We start from the raw sequence: 19,920 nt of genomic DNA, 5'->3' as shown, positions 1-19,920 counted from the left end.
AATTTCAATTTATATAATCTTTGTTAATATTTTGCAACATATAAATAAAAGCCTGATTTTACAGGCTTTTATCCAAAATACTATTGTTTTCCAGTGTGTCCGAATCCACCAGCTCCTCGCTCACTTGCCTTGAATTCGTCAACTAAATCAAATTCAGCTTGTAAAACAGGAACCAATACGTATTGAGCCAATCGCTCACCCGGCTCTAATGTAAATGCATTTTGACTGCGGTTCCAAACTGAAACCATTAATTCACCATGATAATCTGAATCAATTAGACCGACGAGATTTCCTAATACAATCCCGTGTTTATGACCTAAGCCAGAACGAGGCAAAATCAAACCCGCATAACTTGGGTCTTCGATATAAATTGCCATACCTGTTTTAACTAAAACAGTCTGACCAGGCTCAATAGTGATCGCTTCATCTACACATGCACGTAAATCTAAACCTGCCGATCCTGTTGTTGCATAAGTAGGTAATGGCCATTCTTGACCAAGTCGTTGGTCGAGTACTTTCACTTGAACTTTCATATTCAATCCTGTTTTAAAATGTAATTAACGTTTGAGTAAAGCTTTCAGATTTTGCAGATAATGCTGTGCCTGTAATTTTGGATCGATATTTTCAGCCAATTTCTTTTTTCGACCTAGCCAATCGACTTCATCTTGTGGCAATTCATCCAAGAAGCGACTTGGTGTCATTTGTTTCATCTGACCGCCATTTTTACGCTGTTCTGCAAGCGTCAAAGTCAGCCCTTGTTTGGCACGGGTAATACCAACGTACATCAGTCGACGTTCTTCTTCGATGGTATCAGCCACAATTGAATTCTTGTGCGGAAGCAACTCTTCCTCAAGCCCCATAATATAAACAAATGGGAATTCCAGGCCTTTAGAAGCATGCAAAGTCAGTAAGTTTACTTTATCGATATCTTCATCTTCTTGCTGTTGCTCCAACATATCCAGCAACACCATCTTACGAATGACACTTTCGATATTTTTTTCATCGACATCTTCAGCACGATTGATCAAACTTTGAATACTGCTATAAAGCACTTCAATATTGTCAATTTTAGTTTTTTCTTGTGCTGGCGTCGCTGCCGTTTCTTTGATGTAGTCGATATATCCTGCCTCAACCATCATTTGGCGGACTTTAGGCACAGGTTCATCATCATCTAACAGTTCACGCGTAAAACCTTCGATAAAATCAGCAAACTCAGCCAATTGAGATGTCGCCTTCTTCGGTAATACCATACTTAGGCGCTGATCATTCGCGGCACCTAGTAAAGAAAGATTATTCTCTTGCGCAAATAAACCTAGTTTTTCTAAAGTCACAGGTCCTATGGCACGTTTAGGTGTGTTAATAATGCGTAAGAAAGCACTGTCATCTTCAGGGTTAATAATGAGACGTAGATAGCTCATAATATCCTTGATTTCAGCACGACCAAAGAACGACTGACCACCAGAAAGTTTGTAAGGAATCTGCATCTGACGAAGTTGTGTTTCTAAAACACGTGCTTGGAAGTTTCCACGGTATAACACGGCGTAATCTTTCCAATTTTTACCATTCATCAATTTATGAGTCAGCAAATCTTTAACAACGCGTTCCGCTTCATCATCATCATTACGACAAGTAATAATGCGGATCATCTCACCATGACCTTTATCACTCCACAATTTTTTATCAAAAATATGTGGGTTATTCTCAATCACATGGTTTGCAGCTTTTAAAATACGACTGGTTGAACGATAGTTTTGCTCAAGCTTAATGACTTTTAAATTGGGGAAATCTTCCTTCAATAAGGCCATATTTTCTGGCTTTGCCCCCCGCCAAGCATAAATTGATTGGTCATCATCCCCTACAGCCGTAAATTGTCCCATGACACCAACAAGCAGTTTGACCAAGATATATTGGGCGGTATTGGTATCTTGATATTCATCAACCAATAAATAACGTACACGGTTTTGCCATTTATCACGGACTTCAGCATTTTCTTGAAGAAGGCGTGTCGGCATTACGATTAAATCGTCAAAATCGACCGCATTATAGGCACGTAAATTACGCTCATAAAGTTGATAGAGATGCGCAAATTGAACATCTTCAGCCGTTTCACAAGTCGTATGTGCTTGCTCAGGCAAAATTAGATCGTTTTTCCAATCTGAGATCATCTTCATCGCTTTTGCGATCAGCTCTTTACTTTCTGCACCAGACAAATTATCTCGGTGCATTAAATCCATTAAAATACGCTTACAGTCATCAGCATCTAAAATGGAAAAGTTTGCTTTAAGTGGCGTATGTTTTAATTCTAGTCTTAATAAATTCAAACCAAAGGTGTGAAAGGTAGAAACAGATAAACCCTTTCCATCCTCTTTACCAAGCAATTTACCGACACGCTCTTTCATCTCTCGTGCAGCTTTGTTGGTAAAAGTCATCGCAGTAATACGATGTGCTGGTATACCGCATTTTTTGACTAAATATGCAATTTTCTGTGTGATTACAGAGGTCTTACCTGAGCCTGCCCCAGCAAGTACTAACAAGGGTCCTTGAGTGTATTTCATGGCTTCAAGTTGCTTGTCGTTCAAATGACTGGCTGATGACATATTCTTTCCTCTTTTCCTTCAGCGCTCGATTATAGTCATCTGCTTCGAATATGACTAACGTTAAATTTAATGAAGGTATATTTGAATAAATTTCAGACATAAAAAAACCACCCGAAGGTGGCTTTTTTAAGATCATGTATTATTGAACTGCGTAAACAGCAATCTCTACACGACGGTTTTGTTCTTTACCTGCTGCAGTTGTGTTATCAGCAATTGGGTTTGAAGAACCTAAACCTTGAGCATTAATACGTGCTGTAGAAACACCCTTAGATGCTAAATAGCTAGCAACAGATTGAGCACGTGCTTGTGACAATGGGATGTTAATCGCATCATTACCTGAACTATCAGTATAACCAGTTACAAGGATACCGCTCTTGTTGTCTTCAGTTAAAACTTGTGCAACACGGTTTAAAGTGTCATAGAAGTTTGGCTTGATATTTGATTTATTTGTATCAAACGTGATAGCACCTGGCATTACTAAGTTAATAGAGCCATCTGGATTACGGTTTACATCAATACCTGTACCAGCAGTTGCTTGGCGTAATTTTTTCTCTTTATTGTCGAGATATACACCTGCAGCACCACCTAATACAGCACCAATCGCTGCTGCACGGTTATTTTGACGGCTAGTGTTCGCATTACCTTTAGAAACACCGTAACCAGCTGCTGCACCAATTAAAGCACCCAATGCAGTTTTGTCATACTCGACGCCACCAATATTGTTACCAGTTGTTTGACAACCAGAAAGTACCATTGCCCCAACCACTGCAGCTGAAATAGCTAATGCACGCATGGGATGACTCCTTTTATATGTTTTTGTATGTGATGAATAATGATTTGTTAGAAACAATTTAACCATTACTATTTTGTTAATAATAAACAGTTTATTAACAATATGTAATCTTTTGTAGCATCTTTCGTTAATGCTTCATCATATTTTATACATAGTTAAGAAAACGGGCTTTGTGATTTGAGCGACTCGATTTATAGTGTTTTAAAAATTTTAATCACATGCAATCACTTTTTAGGACTGTGCAATGGCAGCAGAGAAGCAGAAACAACCTATTTTAAAAAAAATTTCTAAGGGTTTAACCGTAGGTTCTGTGATCACAGGAAGTACATTTTTTCGTGGCCCACCTATTCTTGCATTAGGTTTGACTAAACTCGTAAAAAAATCATCAAAAATCGATGAAACCAATATCAATATCGCCAATGGTTGGATTGGTACGAATAACTGGCTCATTGAAAAAGTTCTCCCTGAGCTTAAATGGCACATCACGATTGATGAAGATCTAGATCTCAATCTACAAGGTCGTTACATCATGACCTGTAATCACCAAAGCTGGGTAGATACAACTGTTACTCAATATTTTGGTCTTAGACGTATGCCGCTCACACGTTTTTTTACGAAATGGGAACTCATTTTTATTCCTTTTGTTGGGCAAGCATTCAAGATCCTTGGTTTTCCTATGATGAAACGTCATACCAAAGCGCAAATCGAAAAAAATCCTGCGCTGAAATATCGTGATATGGAAGAAGCGCGTAAATCGTGTGAACAACTGCTCAGCCAACCTTTTACCTTATTAAATTATTTAGAAGGTACGCGCTATACGCCCGAAAAACATGCTCAACAAAAATCTCCATATAAAAATTTACTCAAGCCTAAAGCGGGTGGTCTAGCACTTGCCCTAAATATTCTAGGAAGTGAAATTGATGCACTAGTCGATATGACCATTGTCTATCCAGATGGTGTGCCAGGTTATGGAGATTTTTGGTTAGGAGAAGTTTCTCAAATCGCCGTGAATTTAAGAAAAATTGAAATTCCTGCTTGGGTTCATGGCGGCAATTATGAGGATGATGCCGACTATCGCGCTCGTTTCCAAAAATGGGTTGATGAGCTTTGGACAGAAAAAGATCAGTTAATTACACAGTTAAAACAACAGCTTCAAGCTGAATCTGTAAATTAAGCTGTCCTCAGAATCTATTGCATATGACAGATCGCATGACTAATTCTCGTAAAACTTTCCGTCCACAGCGTCATGACACGTTATTTTGGAAGATGTTCCTGATTTATGACATCTTTATGATGCTCATTATTTTAGTCAATTTGTTTTGTCTATGTGCCAATGCATTTTTAATGAGTAATTTTGGCTCATGGGTATTTGACACGGTTCAATTACCTCAAATTCTGGAGTTTTATAAATCCGAGCTTCACCCATGGGTCATCATTACTGAAAGTTGGTTTATCACATTTTTAATTGTTGAACTCGCTGTAAGATGGCTGATTGCAATCGTCAATAAACATCATCAGCGTTGGTTTTTCTTTCCCTTCATTCATTGGTATGAAATATTAGCCATTATCCCTTACCTTCGCTTTTTACGTTTAATTCGCGTCGGAGTGATTGCCTATAGACTGCATGAGCTAGGCTATAAAGTCATTCCTAATAAATGGTTCAGACGTCTTAATTTTTACTATAACGTGATCATGGAAGAGCTCTCTGATCGTGTGGTGATTACTGTCATTGATAGTGTAAAAAAAGAGTTAGACACTAGCTCAACCCATAAAAAAATCATTCATGATCTGGTGAATCACCATCGAGACATGTTTGCCACGACATTAGCGCAAGTCTTACAAGAATCTTTAGCAACCGAATTAAAACTTCAAAAAGATAATATCTCGCAAGGCGTTGGTCACATTGTCATTAAAGCAATTGAAGACACACCAGAGCTAACACAGCTCTTAAAGCTGATTCCATTGGTGGGTGGTCGTATAGAACAGCAAATCCACAACATTGGTCAACGATTAGGTGAAAATATTACCGACGGTTTAGTTGAACCTTTTATTTCTGGAGCCATTGATAAACCGAATGCGCATTATCAACTCATTGCTGAAAAAATTAGCCAACTCAATATCGATAATCATGCATTAGAACAACTCGTTGAATCTGTCGTTTATGAAAGTCTTGAGTCTTTAAGAAAACAGGTGGCAGTAAAACAATGGCAAATAGAGTTATCAAAAAACAATCAAGTCAAGGAATGATCATTTCTCTATTAATTTAATATATCCGCTAGAGAATTCTTGAGAATTGAACTAGCATTTGCACAATTAACAATTTTTACTTCGATTATAAAGCGCGAAGCAAGCAAGGAATGAATATGGCAGATATTCGGATTACCGGTAGAATGGTGAATTTTACCCGAATTACCTTTGACACCAATGATCATAATGTTATCCGCCAACAATTAAGTGCCATGATGAGTGAAACCTCTTATGAAGGTGCGCTTGTCATTCTAGACACAACCGTTGAACAAGAACTCATTGGACTCATTCAATTGGTCATCAGTTTAGGGTTACAGCCAATGGCTGTCGTTGATGGTTTAATGGGTGATGAAGCACGTGCGATCCAATTCCCAGTTCTTGCGGCTGATCGTCCTTTGCAGCGGATCAAAGCAACAAAAGAACAAGTGGTAGAAGCCCCAGCAAATACACCTGAAGCTGAGAAGGTTCCAACACACATAGCTCCAGCAACCACACATAAAACTTCGTATCACGATGAAGTGCTTAGAACAGGACAATGTCTGGTACAAGATCACGGCGATATTATTTTAACTGCTGGAATTAATAGTGGCTCTGAAATCATCGCTTCAGGAAATATACATATTTATGGCTCTGCTCGTGGTAGAGTCATCGCCGGCGCCGGTGGCAATACAGCAGCACGAATTTTCTGTCATGTTTTAGAAGCTGAATTAGTATCTATCGCAGGAACATATTGTGTTGCAGATGATATTCCACCACATATGCTAAAAAAGTCAGTACATATCTATTTAAATGATGCTCAAGAGCTTGTCTTTGAAGCACTCGAATTTTAATGTATAACTAAACATGAGAACCCCTATAGTATTGGGGATAAACATAACAGGAGTGGATTCGGTGGCGAAAATTGTTGTCGTAACATCAGGTAAAGGTGGCGTAGGTAAAACAACTACCAGTGCCTCTTTTGCAACAGGTTTAGCCCTTCGTGGCCACAAAACTGTTGTAATCGATTTTGACGTAGGTTTACGTAACCTCGACCTTATCATGGGTTGTGAGCGCCGTGTTGTTTATGATTTTGTGAATGTATTAAATAACGAAGCGAGATTACAACAAGCACTTATTCGCGATAAAGAAATCGAAAATCTATATATTTTACCTGCATCACAAACCCGTGATAAAGATGCGTTGACCGATGAAGGTGTTGCACGTGTTATGGACGAACTTTCTCAAGAGTTCGACTACATCATTTGTGACTCTCCTGCAGGTATTGAACGTGGTGCGATTTTAGCAATGTACCATGCTGATGAAGCAATCATTGTAACGAACCCTGAAATTTCATCTGTCCGAGATTCCGATCGTATTATTGGTATGTTGGACAGTAAAACGAAGAAAGTAGAAAATAACGAAGGTCGTATTCGTAAGCATCTTTGTATCACACGCTTCAACCCTGAACGTGCTGACAAGCAAGAAATGTTAACAGTCGATGATATTTCTAAAGATATCCTTCGCGTGCCAACGCTCGGTGTAATTCCTGAATGTAAAAGCGTGTTACAAGCTTCGAATGAAGGTAAGCCTGTTATTCTTTATACTGAAGAAGCAGCTGGACAAGCTTATGACGATCTTGTTGCACGCTTCCTTGGTGAAGAACGTCCATATCGTCACATCTCTGTGAAGCCGAAAGGCTGGTTAGCACGTTTATTTGGAGCATAAAGATGGCAGGATTCTGGAGTAAACTTTTTAGTAGTGATGACAAACCATCAAGTGCACAAACAGCTAAAGATCGCTTAAAAGTTATCGTGGCATCTGAAAATGGTCTAGGTAAGCGTTTAAGCCAAGATAAAATTGATTTAATGAAAAAAGAAATCATGCAAGTTGTGAATCGTTATGTGCGTGGTGTAGATGAACAGCATATACAAATGTCGGTTCGCTCAGAAGCAAATATCGAAATGCTAGAAATGAATATCAATTTGCCTGAAGAACGTTAATCTGATTTTTGATTAGTCAAGCAAATTGAATCAGGGCAAAATATGAGAGTGGCAGAAATAGGCTATTAGCTATATTCCGCCCACTTGAAGCAGAGCTTCAAGTCTTGCGACTAGACAAAGCAGTGCTTTGCTCATCTAGTCTCATATTTTGCCCTTTTTTATTGATTAAAAATACCAAGGAGATTGTGATGGCATTATCACAGCCAGCCACGTTCAATGAAGAATGGTCAGACGAGCGTGTTTTTGCCTATTTAAATCAGTTACCTCCTGAAGGTGTAAACGCTGATTTTCATGTTCTCTATCATGCTTTTAAACATATGCGTGCTAATGACTATGAGCGTTTACTCACTAAATTTATAGCAGATGGTCGTGATCTTAACGCTCAAAATCCTGAAGGCAAACGTATTCATGATGTGATCGCAGAATTCCCACGCCAAAGTGCAGAATTCCTTGCTGTTTTAGCAAAATTTGCCTAAAAAACAGATAAAAAAGCCTGCTTGAGCAGGCTTTTTTGATTTAAATCTATCTTATACCTGTTAAAAAATAGTTTCGTATTAAGGTTACTTTTACGTTTGGGTGAAACTTAGATTATTTCCATTGCCAACCCAATGCAATAGCACCACCAACATCACCTTGTGAACTTGCGGTTCCAGATGCTTTATAGACAAAGCGATTCGTTTCAGAAACCCCACTAAATCCAATGGCAATTCCTTGCTCACCATCCCATGTACCAGCAGCTGCACTGAACATACTTGCACCAGCATAAGTTGGCTGGGGTAATGAAGCGACAGCCAAAGATGCTGCAATAGCTGCTCGAGTGTCACGTCGTTCATCGGCAAAACTCTGTTCTAAAGCATTTACACGTCGACTAGTATACTCATTGGCCTGATTCAATATTTCATTGGTTCGTATATTCGTATATTCCTGTGCATCGCTCAAAACTTGCTGATCTGCTTGACGCATTTGTTTTACATTGACTGCGTCGGTATCCGCTGTACCTGCTGCCACATTAACAATTTGGCGCTGTTGCGTAGAGGAACCCACTGAAACCGTATTGTCCCGATCGGTAGACGAAGCATTTCCTAAAAGAACAGCATTATTTGCGTCAGACGTTATATTATTCCCAAGAGCTACAGTACTATTTCCTGAAATATTGTTGAAATTACCAACTGAATGCGTATTTTCACCCGTAACCGTATTGTGATTTCCTAAAGCTGTTGCATGTTCACCAGCGACTTGTGATTCAGCCCCAATGACAATACTCTCACGACCCGATGCTACTGATGAACTTCCGATTGCAAGAGCATCTTCACCTGTTGCATTTGGTAATATTGCATTTTCACTAGGATTTGTTCCAACAGATATTGCGACAGTTCCACCGCTAGCCAAAGACGTTAGCCACTGTTGTTCGGTGCCATTAAAGCCATTTTGTACAGCAATCTCAAAAGCACTAAATCCTTGATCACCTTTATCGCCCTTGTCACCTTTTAAGCCTTGAAGTCCTTGATCACCTTGATCTCCCTTATCACCTTTCAATCCTTGAGGACCTTGGTCACCTTTATCTCCTTTGAGTGACGTCAGCCAATCTTGCTCTGTTCCTACAAATCCATTATTCACCGCCACTTGGTAAGCACTATCACCTTGTGGTCCTACACCGCCAACAGGTCCACCGCTTGTACCTGGTATACCTTGATCCCCTTTGTCACCTTTCAATCCTTGTGGACCTTGATCACCTTTATCTCCCTTATCGCCTTTTTCACCTTTTAATGATGTAAGCCAATCTGTTTCAGAGCCCTCAAATCCATTACTCACAGCAACCTCGTACGCACTTGGTCCAGCTGGTCCAGTGGTACCTGTACCTGTTTCACCACCAACACCATTATTTTCGAGTGCAGAGACACGGTCTTTTAACGCTGTAAATTCAATATCAATCCCTCTAATTGTTTGATTTACGTTTTGGTATGTAGAGCCTTGCATTTGAAATGAAAGGGGCATCACACTCCCCTGAAACATAGTCACTTCACTACCTACTATTCTTTGTAAAGCTTGTGTCAATTGATCAACATTAATAGCATCATGAGTATCTAAACCTTTCGCTAAGTTCATGATTCGGCGTTTTAATTGATCACTACCGACTGAAATAACATTCTCTCGATCTGCAACCGATGCACTACCTAAAGCAACAGAGTTGCTCGCATAAACCTGACTCAGCTCACCTATCGCGACTGACTCTATTACTGGTCGATCATCATTTGGTCTTGATCGAATAATAATTGAACCACCGACAGCCACATTTTTGCTACCATCCACATTACTGTCGGAGGCAATTACATAAGAATTCGTCGCATCAACCTCATTAAATCTACCAAAAATCATCGAGCCATTACTTGCGACATCATGAGTATTATTCATACCAATAACAATAGAGTGCAAAGACTTATTAATATTTGAAACACCAAGCGTGATGCCACCTTCAGCAGTATTTGAACTACCGATCGCAATATTCCCTTCCCCCTTAACCACTTGATTATTACCAATGGCAATATTACCTGTATGATGCGTTGTGTTTTGATTTCCAATGACCACATTATTTTGCGTTGTCGTTACAGCGTTTGGTGTCACCGTATTATTCAAACCAAAAACAGTATGATTCATCCCAATATTGACGTTATTGTTTTGTCCCATAACCACACTGTTCGGTGCAACCACTGAGTTATTTTCACCACAGATGAAAGATGTAGTGTCTGAATTCGTCGCTGTGCCTGTTGAACCCTCACATTCATCAGCTTGCACCTGACTCGTCATTGCGGTTAATGCCCCAATTAAAATCAGATAACCTGTCGTCATTCCAATATTTTTTAAAGATTGTGCAAAACGTGTACGTCCAAGTTCCCCTGTTACGACTAATTTTCCATTACGATTACGGATAACTCGGTATATATGGTTCATGTAATTCCCCTTAGTTTTTGACATGGTCGTGTCACTTGCAGGTTTTCCATAGTTTGCAAGAAAGACCTTTTATAATGAGGAAAATCAAACCATAAAGCTGATAATCTAGAAGCCCCCCTTTAAGGGGGGATGAAAAAAATATTTTTGTGAAAAAATGATTAATATTTACTTTTTTATCTCAATTTTTTTAAAAAAATCTATAATTTGAATTTGTTATAATCAAAACAGTTCAATCGAAGATGAATTCAATAAGTTTTCGTAAAAGTGATCGAACAAGGCTCGGCACCCTCCATCGCCTGAGAAATCTTTGCTGTACTCAACTTCCGCTCCTTACCATTGCGCCCAGTATTTTTGACTATTTGAATTTTTTGATTCCACATGATGCCTACGGTATGGCACTGACCTATCCAAATGGTGAACCTTATATACTGTATTACAAAAATCTTAACCCTCAGTCGATGAGGTATGTCCAAGAAAATACTGAATTATTCTTAAACTTAAAAACCGAAAGCCATATCCGCTGGCTCAACTGCCCTAAGTTACCCAAAGTCGGAAATCTTTTACGCCCAGATGATCCGTATTTTCATAGCTTAACCTACCAGATGATTGTGCGCCAAAGCGGTCTTCACCATACACTAGATCTAAGATTAGAACGCAATCATATTCCTGCAGGAGGTATTACCCTCTATAGGCGTATGTCACACCCCTTCCAATTACAAGATCATCATTTATTAGAACAAGCTGGTGTCTATATCGAATATGCGCTTAACAATCAAATGGAGGATGGCGACGATGTAATTGAATCAGATCAAGCGTTGTTAATCGTGAATTCTCAAAATGATTTAGTCATGATGACTGATGCTGCAAAGGATTTACTGAATCTCTTCCCGATACATTATGAATTTTGGGAACCATATAAAGCGTTGCCAAAATCATGCTATCAAGTCATCAATGAGCTTAAATATGGGCAACAAATCCCCAAGCTTAGTTTGACCATTCCTAATGGAATATTAACCCTTCGTGCTGAATGGTTAAGTAGTCAAAATACAACCGATACAAATATCGCCTTATACTTAAAGCGCTCATTACCACGCTCCCTCATTATTTTAAAAAAACTAGAAGCACTTGATCTATCCCCCCGAGAATGCCAAGTGGCTTTTTCGTTAATTACAGGCATGAATAAAAGTGAAATTTTACAAAAATTATCCATTAGCCCTGCGGTATTTAAAGATTGTGTCAAGTCAGTTTATCAAAGCTTGAATGTTCACTCTGTGAGTGAACTGATCACATTTGCCAGCCAATGGACTACCCCAAAAAACAACACTTTTTTGAGTTAAATAAAAAAAAGCAACCTATGGTTGCTTTTTCTGAGTCAGTCTTCGTTAAACTAAAATTTCACGTTTACCATTTGCGCCCATTGCACTCACGATACCGTTTTCTTCCATTTGGTCAATAATACGTGCGGCACGATTATAACCCAGACTAAACTTACGCTGTAAAGATGAAGTGGATGCTTTGCGGGTTTCTAAAACAAAAGCAACACATTGATCATAAAGTGCGTCACGGTCAGAAGCACCATCACCATCCTCAAAGCCACGTGATGCTGGCTCTTCATCAAATGGGGTGAGAATTTCATCCACATAGTTTGGTGCACCACGCTCACGCCATGCATCACAAATACGGTTCACTTCGTCATCGGCAATAAATGCACCATGCACACGCTCAGGCTCAATTTTACCTGGTCCTAAGAACAGCATATCACCATGTCCAAGCAAATCTTCTGCACCACCCGCATCCAAAATCGTACGCGAGTCAATTTTAGAGTTTACACGTAGCGCAACACGCGTCGGTATATTCGCCTTAATTAAGCCCGTGATTACATCGACGGATGGACGCTGTGTCGCAAGTAATAAATGAATGCCAGCAGCACGTGATTTTTGAGCTAAACGAGTGATCATTTCTTCCGCTTTCTTACCCACCTGCATGATCATATCTGCGAATTCATCTGCAACAATCACAATCGAAGGCAATGGTGTAAGTCTAGGTGCACGTTCTCCAGCAACTGACTCACTGGCTTTCCAAGTTGGATCAAATAGATCTTCACCATTGGCAATTGCTTCTTCAACTTTACGGTTATAGTCACTCAATTTACGTATTTTTAAGAACGACATCAGCTTATAACGACGCTCCATCTCATTCACACACCAATTTAAAGCACTGACTGCATCTTTCATGTCAGTCACAACAGGCGTGAGTAAATGCGGAATATCGTTATAGTTCGCCAATTCAAGTTGTTTAGGATCAATCAAAATAAGGCGCAATTGATCTGGCGTATATTTTAAAAGCATCGATAGAATCATCGAGTTTACAGCAACAGATTTACCTGAACCTGTGGTACCCGCAACCAACATATGTGGTGCCTTGCCCAACTCAGTAATGACTGGGTTACCAGAAATGTCTTTACCCATGGCCATGGATAAGATTCCATCTGGATCCTTAAATTTTGGAATTTGTACCAATTCAATCAGGCGCACCATCTCACGTATGCTATTCGGAACTTCAATTCCAATGTAAGGTTTTCCAGGGATCACCTCAACAACACGTACTGATGCCATCGACATTGATCGTGCTAAGTCACGAGAAATATTAGTTACTTTCGAGGCTTTCACACCAGGCGCAAGATCCAGTTCAAATCTGGTCACGACTGGACCCGGTTGAGCTTCAATCACTTTCGCTTTGACATTAAATTCTTGTAATTTAATTTCTAACAGTTCTGATAATCTTGATAATTGTTCTGCAGTGAAGTTTACTTTTTTGTTTGGGTCTACTTCATCAAGTAAATCCAAACCAGGAAGTGGTGATAAATCTTTACGGCGCTCCGCAACTTGCATTGCACGAGACATTGGACGACCAGCAGCATCTGTTAATGGCGCATCGAAATCAAACTCATCCTCTTCAACTTCAGGCTTACCTACCGTTTCTTGCCAAGCTTCTCTAAAAGCATCTTTATCTGAAGATATACGTTGTTTTTCCTCATCACTCACTTTAGTAACAGGAATTGATGATCCCTCTTGCTCAACAATGTTTTGTGGTGATGGGGCAATAGTGTCTTGCTCTGATTCATATTCCGCGACTTTATCTGACTTAGGTGAAGTCATAAATTTAATATTTGGCGTCACCAAATTTGGACGCTTGACCTCTGGATTAGACAAAGCTTCTGCTTCATCCGCAAGTGATGCAAGACCATCAAGCTCAGAAGCTAACAGATCTGCTTTAGTGATCGCTTCCGCAGCTGCGCTCGATTGACTTGCGTATACAGCACTTGCACCAATAGCAGAGGTATTTTGGATTAGTGATGCTGTATTTTGATCATCAGCAGATTGACCTGAAGGATTTATTTGATGATGAAAAGGAGTATGAACATCTTTGGCATGCTGTCCTTGTGGAACAACTTCAAGCAATTCATCAAAGATTTGATCATCATTCCAGTCCAAAGCAGTATCTTGAACAGTTGAGCGCTGCTCTACTCGAACGTTTTTACTTAAATCATTAATTTCTGAAGTACGTTGATCAAGCTGATCCTCCTCTGCTGCGCGCAAAAGCTCATCAATTTCTCTTTTATGATCTTCATCGCTATGCAAGGCTTTCCAAACTTCACCCGTTGGAACAATACGTTGACTCTCACGCTCTAACTCATGCGCTTTCGCGATGGTACGCTCGAGCTCTGCCTCATCATCTTCATCAAAACGATGATTTTGTTGAGACTCTTGGAAACGCATATCTTCAAATAGTCTTTCAGCAGTACGTTCATGACGCACTTGTAATTGATCTTTCTCTTCTAAATGATCGACATCATTGAGCTCAGCTTGATGAGGGACTGGAGCTGAATCTTTTACAGGAGGTTCAATTTCTTTTTTCGCTTTTGGCTGAGTCGTCAAATCATAAGCTGATTCAGTCTCAGGTACATTTTTATAGAATAAATCTTGCAAATAAGCGGGTGTCGCCTTCAAAGTAGACCATGTCTTGTTCCACTGAATACCAAAAGCCAGTGTGATTAGAACGATGCTAAGTACGATCAGAAAAAAAACGGCGCCATAAATCGTCAAAAGCTGTTTTAAACTCTCACCCAATTCGTAACCAATGATTCCACCTGAAGCGTTAGCAAGCGTATCTGCAGGCACTGACCAAAGTAAATAAAACAAACTCGCGACGGTAAGTAGAATGAAAAATTGAGCAGCAAAACGAAATGGACGACTCAAAAAACTTCTTGGCCACCACACTTGAATCGCTTCAATGAATAAATAAATTGGGATCAGTAAACTTGCCCAGCCCAGAAATCCAAATAAGAGATCTGCAATCCAAGCACCTGCGACACCACTTGCATTTGAAACTTGTTGAGTATCACTCGAAATATGCATCCAACCCGGATCAAATGGCGTATAAGTCACTGTTGCTAAAAACAGATAAATACCAAATGATATTAAGAAGAATGTTAAAACTAAGCGCTGTGCATATACACTCGACACCGCAGTCATATACTGTCCTGTAAACGATTATTCATTAATGTTCTAATGTTGAAATGGAACAATTTCTTCATTATAGAAAACTTACTATTATGCACCTGTTCATTAAAAAAAGGTGCAGCTTTCTAAGGTTTCCTTGTTAACACTTTTAACTATATAGCTCAATTCGATTTAGTTGATCAATATAATCCACATTCATTCCACACAACTGTGGTGAAGTTTCACGTATAATTTTCAGTAAATCGATATATCAAATTAAAAGGATGCTTATACATGAGCGCTCGTCACTCAAGATTGATTATTTTAGGTTCTGGTCCTGCAGGTTATAGCGCAGCTGTATATGCTGCACGAGCAAATTTAAAACCAACTTTGATCGCTGGTATGCAATTGGGTGGTCAGCTCACCACAACTACAGAAGTTGATAACTGGCCAGGTGATCCTGAAGGCTTAACAGGTCCTGCTTTAATGGAGCGTATGCAAGCTCACGCAGAACGTTTTGGTACTGAATTGGTTTACGATCACATTAACGAAGTTGACTTAAATGTACGTCCATTCGTTTTAAAAGGTGATATGGAGGAATACACGTGTGATGCTTTGATCATTGCAACAGGCGCTACGGCTCAATACTTAGGATTAGAATCCGAAGCTGCTTATATGGGTCAAGGTGTGAGTGCGTGTGCAACTTGTGATGGTTTCTTCTATAAAAATCAAAAAGTCATGGTTGTCGGTGGTGGTAACACTGCGGTTGAAGAAGCGCTTTATTTATCAAACATTGCTTCACATGTAACACTTGTACATCGTCGCGATAAATTACGTTCTGAAAAAATCCTTCAAGATCATCTTTTTGCAAAAGAGAAAGAAGGCAAAATCAGCATCATCTGGAACCATGAAGTTGAAGAAGTACTTGGTAACCCTCAAGATGGCGTTACTAGTGTTCGCTTGAAATCTACAACTGATACTACAACACAAAACGTTGAAGTGACTGGATTGTTCGTCGCTATAGGTCACAAACCTAATACTGCAATGTTTGAAGGTCAGCTTGAACTACGTGATGGTTATATCCAAGTTCAAAGTGGTACACGTGGTAATGCAACTGCGACTTCTGTTGAAGGCGTATTTGCTGCAGGTGATGTTGCAGACAATATCTACCGCCAAGCAATTACATCAGCAGGTTCAGGTTGTATGGCTGCTTTAGACGCTGAGAAATATTTAGACAACTAATATTTATTTAAAAACCCAAAAAACCACCTTCGGGTGGTTTTTTTATTCTTTCAACTTGGCATAATCATTTTAAACATTTTTATCTTCGGTTTTTCATTATTATTTTTAGAACTTAATCCCTATGCTCCCTCCTTCTGAATTTATTTTCCCTAATCCAATTGAATCCGATCCCGAAGGTCAAGGACTAATCTGTATAGGTGCTGACCTCTCCCCTTCTACATTATTTGAAGCTTATACACATGGTTTATTTCCTTGGTTTTCCGAAGGTGAGCCGATCTGCTGGTGGAGTCCAGAACCTCGCTGCATTATCTACCCTTCGTCATACCATCCAAGTAAATCACTCATTCGTAACATGAAAAAACATGATTATACGATTACCATTAACCGTGATTTTGAACATGTGATACGTTCTTGCTCATTACCACGAAGTTATGCCAATGAAACATGGATTAATGAAGATATCATTCAGGGTTACTGTTCATTATTTGAGTCAGGCTATGCATATAGTGTCGAAGTACGCAGAGAAAATTCGATTGTCGGCGGGCTATATGGTGTCTCTATAGGTCAGGGTATTTTTGGTGAATCCATGTTTAGTCGAGAGACTGATGTTTCAAAAATGGCTTTTTATACCCTCATGTTGATCAGCCTTGAAAACCAGGCACCCTGGGTTGACTGTCAATTGGTGAATGATCATCTCATGAGCTTAGGTGCTTGCACAATTTCTCGCCAAGACTACCTTAATTCGTTACAAGATGTGATAAAACAGTCTCAGATTGATTGGCAAAAGTATAAAGACGGTGTATTTTCAAGTAAAACAATAGCATTTGATCAACGACTCATGGATTGAGAAATAGGAGGGACAATATGAATTCTTATCAACCCCAGTCCCTATTAAATGAATTGCAGTATTACATTACACCACCGCATGACTGCAGTTATCTTCCCGAGAAATCAGCACGGATGGTCTTTTTAGATCCTGCTCATAAAATCGACGTTGTAACTTTATCAGAATTGTCTCGTGTAGGATTTCGAAGAAGCGGAGATTTTGTCTATCGACCTGAATGTCATTTGTGTCGACAATGCCTCTCATGTCGTGTACCTGTTGATGTTTTTAAAATGAACAGTCAACAAAAGAAAGCCTGGAAACGTAATCAAGACTTAGAAGTTAGAATAACCCAAACTCAAGATGCTACTGATTTACACTATCAACTCTATGAACGTTATATCAATGAGCGTCATTCAGATGGGGATATGTTCCCCCCTAGCTATGATCAATTCGAGAAGTTTTTGATTCACAGTTGTAGCAATAGTTTCTTTATAGAACTTTGGAAAGATAATCGACTCATTAGTGTCTCAACCTGCGATGTATTAGATGATGGAGTATCCGCCGTCTATACATTTTTTGATCCAGATGAATCCAAACGCTCTTTAGGCGTTTTTGCAGTCCTTAAGCAAATTGAATATGTAAAGCAGCACAATCAAGATTTTGTATATTTAGGATATTGGGTACCCCATTCATTCAAGATGAACTATAAGTCCCAATATGCACCTTTTGAATTATTACTGGATGGTCAATGGCGACGTGTGAATAAAATGCTCAGCAACGAAGAAATCGATCAATTAGGTCATATGCTGATGACGACACTTCCCTCTGAATGGAATAACTTTATTGTAAAGTAAGGTATTGAATTTTGTCACTTGAATAAATCTGCAAAATTATCACTGCATGCCTTTACCATAATGATGGCATGCTCTTTTCCACCATCTAATGTTGGATAATAGTTTTTACGCATATCAATTTGATGAAATCCGGATTTCTCATATAGTGCAATCGCAGCCTTATTACTTTCTCGGACCTCTAAAAAGATTTGTACAGGATCATTATTGAGTTGAGCCATTGAAGCTTCAAGCAATTGATATCCCATCCCTTTTCCACGCATTTTCGGATGAACTGCCATCAACAGCAAATTCGCTTCATCCAATACAGGCTGTAAAATACAAAAACCAACAACACGATTCTGGTATTCAATCACTGTAGATTGATATGAATCAACCGCTTCTGAAAATTGTTTTTTTGTCCAAGGATGCGTCTGCCCCAAACTTTCAATTTCATATACCACCTCAACATCTGATGTCAGCATCGGTCGAATCATAATCATTACATTGCATTTTTTAAGTCAGTACATTATAGAAAGTTCGAAAATAAATGAAATAAAAAAAGGCAGCTTACGCTGCCCGAATGCACAAAAGTAAATACTTAAAAACCAAGTTTTGCTTTCCATGTTGCCAATAAACCCACGGTATCCAAATCATTCGGATGGAAGCCCGGTTTAAAATAAGCCAACATTTCCTTACCCATACCAGAAATAATGCCCTTAGATGGACTATATCCATAGGTATAAATATCTTTCAAAGATGCAATATTTAACTGTTTATCGTCTTTCAATAAACGCGCTACAAAATAAGTCTGCACCATGAATAGCACAACCATTGCTGCCACTAAAGAAGATGTTCGAGCAAGATAAGATTTGATTCCTTTACCGAACACACCTTCAAATACATCATATGCGACAGCCTTATGCTCATTTTCTTCAATGGCATGCCAAGCCCACATCGTCGCCATTGTTTCATCAGTCATTAATGCTTGAATATGTTCGTTACGCAATAATTCTGAGGCAATGGTTGCTGTAAAATGTTCTAGCGCAGTCGTTCCCATCAGATCGATCATTTCTTGTGAAATACCAAATGGTTTCATAACGGTGCTAGCTGACTTACGAAAAGTTTGAATGACCGTATCTGTGGCTTTTTCAAGTGCAGCAACATCATGACCAAATTTTTGTGCTGATGCATTAAAGCCAGCATGCTCATGTGTATGCATTGCTTCCTGACCAATAAATGCTGAAATCTCTTTTTGGAGATCTTCATTATCTTTAATGGCTGGATGTTGGCGAACTGCACGGACTGAATCGATAAAGAATTTTTCACCTGCAGGAAATAATGCAGATAACGCTGTCATGAAATGAGTTAATCCTGCTGAACCATTCATCCAATATTCTGGTACGTGATCAAAATCAAATTGCATACGACGTACTGGAAATGATGCACCGGCACGATTTGTAATATTTACTTTAGCATTCATTGCTGGACTCCTATTCGGGATCTATCCAAATCTAGTTTTATGATTCTTTTCATTACTTCATCTTAGTGATTTATTATTTTTATGATAAATGCCTTATAGGTCACATCATTATCAGTTAAGGACAGCTTACAACTCTTATTGTCTAACAATTTTATAGATTCCATAAAAAAAACGCCCCAAAGGGGCGTTTCTTTCACACAATCAATACTTATGCAGTTACTTTAGCAACAACACCAGCACCAACTGTACGACCACCTTCACGGATCGCAAAACGTAGACCTGGGTCCATTGCGATTGGGTGGATTAATTCTACTGACATTTCTACGTTGTCACCAGGCATAACCATTTCAACGCCTTCTTTTAATTGAATCGCGCCAGTTACGTCAGTTGTACGGAAGTAGAACTGTGGACGGTAACCGTTAAGGAATGGAGTGTGACGACCACCTTCTTCTTTAGAAAGCACGTATACTTC

At 39.3% G+C, this 19,920-nt stretch carries 17 protein-coding genes and 1 pseudogene; 10 read left to right on the top strand and 8 right to left on the bottom strand.

The window, feature by feature from the left end; translation table 11 throughout:
* Positions 1–80: 80 nt before the first annotated feature.
* From dut to BMW42_RS12250, 3 genes are all read right to left on the bottom strand, one after another.
* Positions 81–533 (bottom strand): dUTP diphosphatase, encoded by a 453-nt coding sequence (gene dut, locus BMW42_RS12260; RefSeq protein ID WP_092768188.1) that lies wholly within the window; start codon positions 531–533, stop codon positions 81–83.
* A gap of 24 nt (positions 534–557) precedes the next feature.
* Positions 558–2,597 (bottom strand): UvrD-helicase domain-containing protein, encoded by a 2,040-nt coding sequence (locus tag BMW42_RS12255; protein ID WP_092768186.1) that lies wholly within the window; start codon positions 2,595–2,597, stop codon positions 558–560.
* A 139-nt stretch (positions 2,598–2,736) separates the two neighbouring features.
* Positions 2,737–3,390: an OmpA family protein gene (locus BMW42_RS12250; protein ID WP_092768184.1), complete on the bottom strand. Its 654-nt coding sequence runs from the start codon at positions 3,388–3,390 to the stop codon at positions 2,737–2,739.
* Positions 3,391–3,634: 244 nt separating this feature from the next.
* Here BMW42_RS12250 and BMW42_RS12245 point away from each other — a divergent pair, with 244 nt between their 5' ends.
* The 6 genes from BMW42_RS12245 to BMW42_RS12220 all read left to right on the top strand — a co-directional run bounded on the left by BMW42_RS12245 (position 3,635) and on the right by BMW42_RS12220 (position 8,092).
* Positions 3,635–4,564, top strand: coding sequence for an acyltransferase (locus BMW42_RS12245; protein ID WP_092768182.1), 930 nt, complete (start codon positions 3,635–3,637; stop codon positions 4,562–4,564).
* Positions 4,565–4,599: 35 nt separating this feature from the next.
* Positions 4,600–5,637 carry a preprotein translocase subunit SecA gene (locus BMW42_RS12240; RefSeq protein ID WP_416224329.1) on the top strand — a complete coding sequence of 346 codons (1,038 nt, stop codon included), beginning with the start codon at positions 4,600–4,602 and terminating at the stop codon, positions 5,635–5,637.
* 116 nt (positions 5,638–5,753) lie between these two features.
* Positions 5,754–6,467 (top strand): septum site-determining protein MinC, encoded by a 714-nt coding sequence (minC, locus tag BMW42_RS12235; protein ID WP_092768178.1) that lies wholly within the window; start codon positions 5,754–5,756, stop codon positions 6,465–6,467.
* Between the two features lie 61 nt (positions 6,468–6,528).
* Positions 6,529–7,341 (top strand): septum site-determining protein MinD, encoded by an 813-nt coding sequence (gene minD / locus BMW42_RS12230; RefSeq protein ID WP_035267390.1) that lies wholly within the window; start codon positions 6,529–6,531, stop codon positions 7,339–7,341.
* Between the two features lie 2 nt (positions 7,342–7,343).
* A complete protein-coding gene (minE, locus tag BMW42_RS12225; protein WP_035267388.1) occupies positions 7,344–7,616 on the top strand; it encodes a cell division topological specificity factor MinE in 273 nt (90 codons plus the stop codon).
* 188 nt (positions 7,617–7,804) lie between these two features.
* Positions 7,805–8,092: a PA4642 family protein gene (locus tag BMW42_RS12220; RefSeq protein ID WP_035267385.1), complete on the top strand. Its 288-nt coding sequence runs from the start codon at positions 7,805–7,807 to the stop codon at positions 8,090–8,092.
* 112 nt (positions 8,093–8,204) lie between these two features.
* On the opposite strand, the gene BMW42_RS12215 is transcribed toward BMW42_RS12220, so the two are convergent.
* Entirely contained in the window at positions 8,205–10,565 is a 2,361-nt protein-coding gene (locus BMW42_RS12215) for a YadA-like family protein (protein WP_171260726.1), read from the bottom strand.
* A 239-nt stretch (positions 10,566–10,804) separates the two neighbouring features.
* On the opposite strand from BMW42_RS12215, the gene BMW42_RS12210 reads away from it, so the two are divergent.
* Positions 10,805–11,902 (top strand): helix-turn-helix transcriptional regulator, encoded by a 1,098-nt coding sequence (locus BMW42_RS12210; RefSeq protein WP_092768174.1) that lies wholly within the window; start codon positions 10,805–10,807, stop codon positions 11,900–11,902.
* A gap of 45 nt (positions 11,903–11,947) precedes the next feature.
* On the opposite strand, the gene BMW42_RS12205 is transcribed toward BMW42_RS12210, so the two are convergent.
* Positions 11,948–15,100: a DNA translocase FtsK 4TM domain-containing protein gene (locus BMW42_RS12205; RefSeq protein ID WP_092768172.1), complete on the bottom strand. Its 3,153-nt coding sequence runs from the start codon at positions 15,098–15,100 to the stop codon at positions 11,948–11,950.
* 261 nt (positions 15,101–15,361) lie between these two features.
* On the opposite strand from BMW42_RS12205, the gene trxB reads away from it, so the two are divergent.
* From trxB to BMW42_RS12190, 3 genes are all read left to right on the top strand, one after another.
* Entirely contained in the window at positions 15,362–16,309 is a 948-nt protein-coding gene (gene trxB, locus BMW42_RS12200) for a thioredoxin-disulfide reductase (protein WP_035267378.1), read from the top strand.
* Between the two features lie 115 nt (positions 16,310–16,424).
* A complete protein-coding gene (aat, locus tag BMW42_RS12195; protein WP_092768170.1) occupies positions 16,425–17,156 on the top strand; it encodes a leucyl/phenylalanyl-tRNA--protein transferase in 732 nt (243 codons plus the stop codon).
* Between the two features lie 17 nt (positions 17,157–17,173).
* Positions 17,174–17,989, top strand: coding sequence for an arginyltransferase (locus BMW42_RS12190; RefSeq protein WP_092768168.1), 816 nt, complete (start codon positions 17,174–17,176; stop codon positions 17,987–17,989).
* A gap of 14 nt (positions 17,990–18,003) precedes the next feature.
* Here BMW42_RS12190 and rimI read toward each other — a convergent pair whose 3' ends face one another.
* From rimI to BMW42_RS12175, 3 genes and pseudogenes are all read right to left on the bottom strand, one after another.
* Positions 18,004–18,462 (bottom strand): ribosomal protein S18-alanine N-acetyltransferase, encoded by a 459-nt coding sequence (gene rimI, locus BMW42_RS12185; RefSeq protein WP_092768276.1) that lies wholly within the window; start codon positions 18,460–18,462, stop codon positions 18,004–18,006.
* 104 nt (positions 18,463–18,566) lie between these two features.
* Positions 18,567–19,448, bottom strand: a complete 882-nt coding sequence (locus BMW42_RS12180; RefSeq protein WP_035267371.1) for a metal-dependent hydrolase — start codon at positions 19,446–19,448, stop codon at positions 18,567–18,569.
* 208 nt (positions 19,449–19,656) lie between these two features.
* Positions 19,657–19,920: pseudogene (locus BMW42_RS12175) on the bottom strand (elongation factor Tu); the annotation flags it as partial.

It is taken from the genome of Acinetobacter sp. DSM 11652 (genome assembly GCF_900109815.1).
Taxonomy (GTDB): Bacteria; Pseudomonadota; Gammaproteobacteria; order Pseudomonadales; family Moraxellaceae; genus Acinetobacter.
The sequence above is the reverse complement of the archived record's forward strand: the minus strand, read 5'-3'. Positions and strand labels throughout refer to the sequence as shown.

Bases quoted from the DNA above. Each gene is read 5' to 3' on its own strand.
- dut (WP_092768188.1), bottom strand. From the start codon at position 533: ATGAAAGTTCAAGTGAAAGTACTCGACCAACGACTTGGTCAAGAATGG.
- BMW42_RS12215 (WP_171260726.1), bottom strand. From the start codon at position 10,565: ATGAACCATATATACCGAGTTATCCGTAATCGTAATGGAAAATTAGTC.
- BMW42_RS12210 (WP_092768174.1), top strand. From the start codon at position 10,805: ATGAATTCAATAAGTTTTCGTAAAAGTGATCGAACAAGGCTCGGCACC.
- minC (WP_092768178.1), top strand. From the start codon at position 5,754: ATGGCAGATATTCGGATTACCGGTAGAATGGTGAATTTTACCCGAATT.
- trxB (WP_035267378.1), top strand. From the start codon at position 15,362: ATGAGCGCTCGTCACTCAAGATTGATTATTTTAGGTTCTGGTCCTGCA.
- BMW42_RS12255 (WP_092768186.1), bottom strand. From the start codon at position 2,597: ATGTCATCAGCCAGTCATTTGAACGACAAGCAACTTGAAGCCATGAAA.
- rimI (WP_092768276.1), bottom strand. From the start codon at position 18,462: ATGATTCGACCGATGCTGACATCAGATGTTGAGGTGGTATATGAAATT.
- BMW42_RS12245 (WP_092768182.1), top strand. From the start codon at position 3,635: ATGGCAGCAGAGAAGCAGAAACAACCTATTTTAAAAAAAATTTCTAAG.
- minE (WP_035267388.1), top strand. From the start codon at position 7,344: ATGGCAGGATTCTGGAGTAAACTTTTTAGTAGTGATGACAAACCATCA.
- BMW42_RS12250 (WP_092768184.1), bottom strand. From the start codon at position 3,390: ATGCGTGCATTAGCTATTTCAGCTGCAGTGGTTGGGGCAATGGTACTT.
- BMW42_RS12220 (WP_035267385.1), top strand. From the start codon at position 7,805: ATGGCATTATCACAGCCAGCCACGTTCAATGAAGAATGGTCAGACGAG.
- BMW42_RS12205 (WP_092768172.1), bottom strand. From the start codon at position 15,100: ATGACTGCGGTGTCGAGTGTATATGCACAGCGCTTAGTTTTAACATTC.
- BMW42_RS12180 (WP_035267371.1), bottom strand. From the start codon at position 19,448: ATGAATGCTAAAGTAAATATTACAAATCGTGCCGGTGCATCATTTCCA.
- BMW42_RS12190 (WP_092768168.1), top strand. From the start codon at position 17,174: ATGAATTCTTATCAACCCCAGTCCCTATTAAATGAATTGCAGTATTAC.
- BMW42_RS12240 (WP_416224329.1), top strand. From the start codon at position 4,600: ATGACTAATTCTCGTAAAACTTTCCGTCCACAGCGTCATGACACGTTA.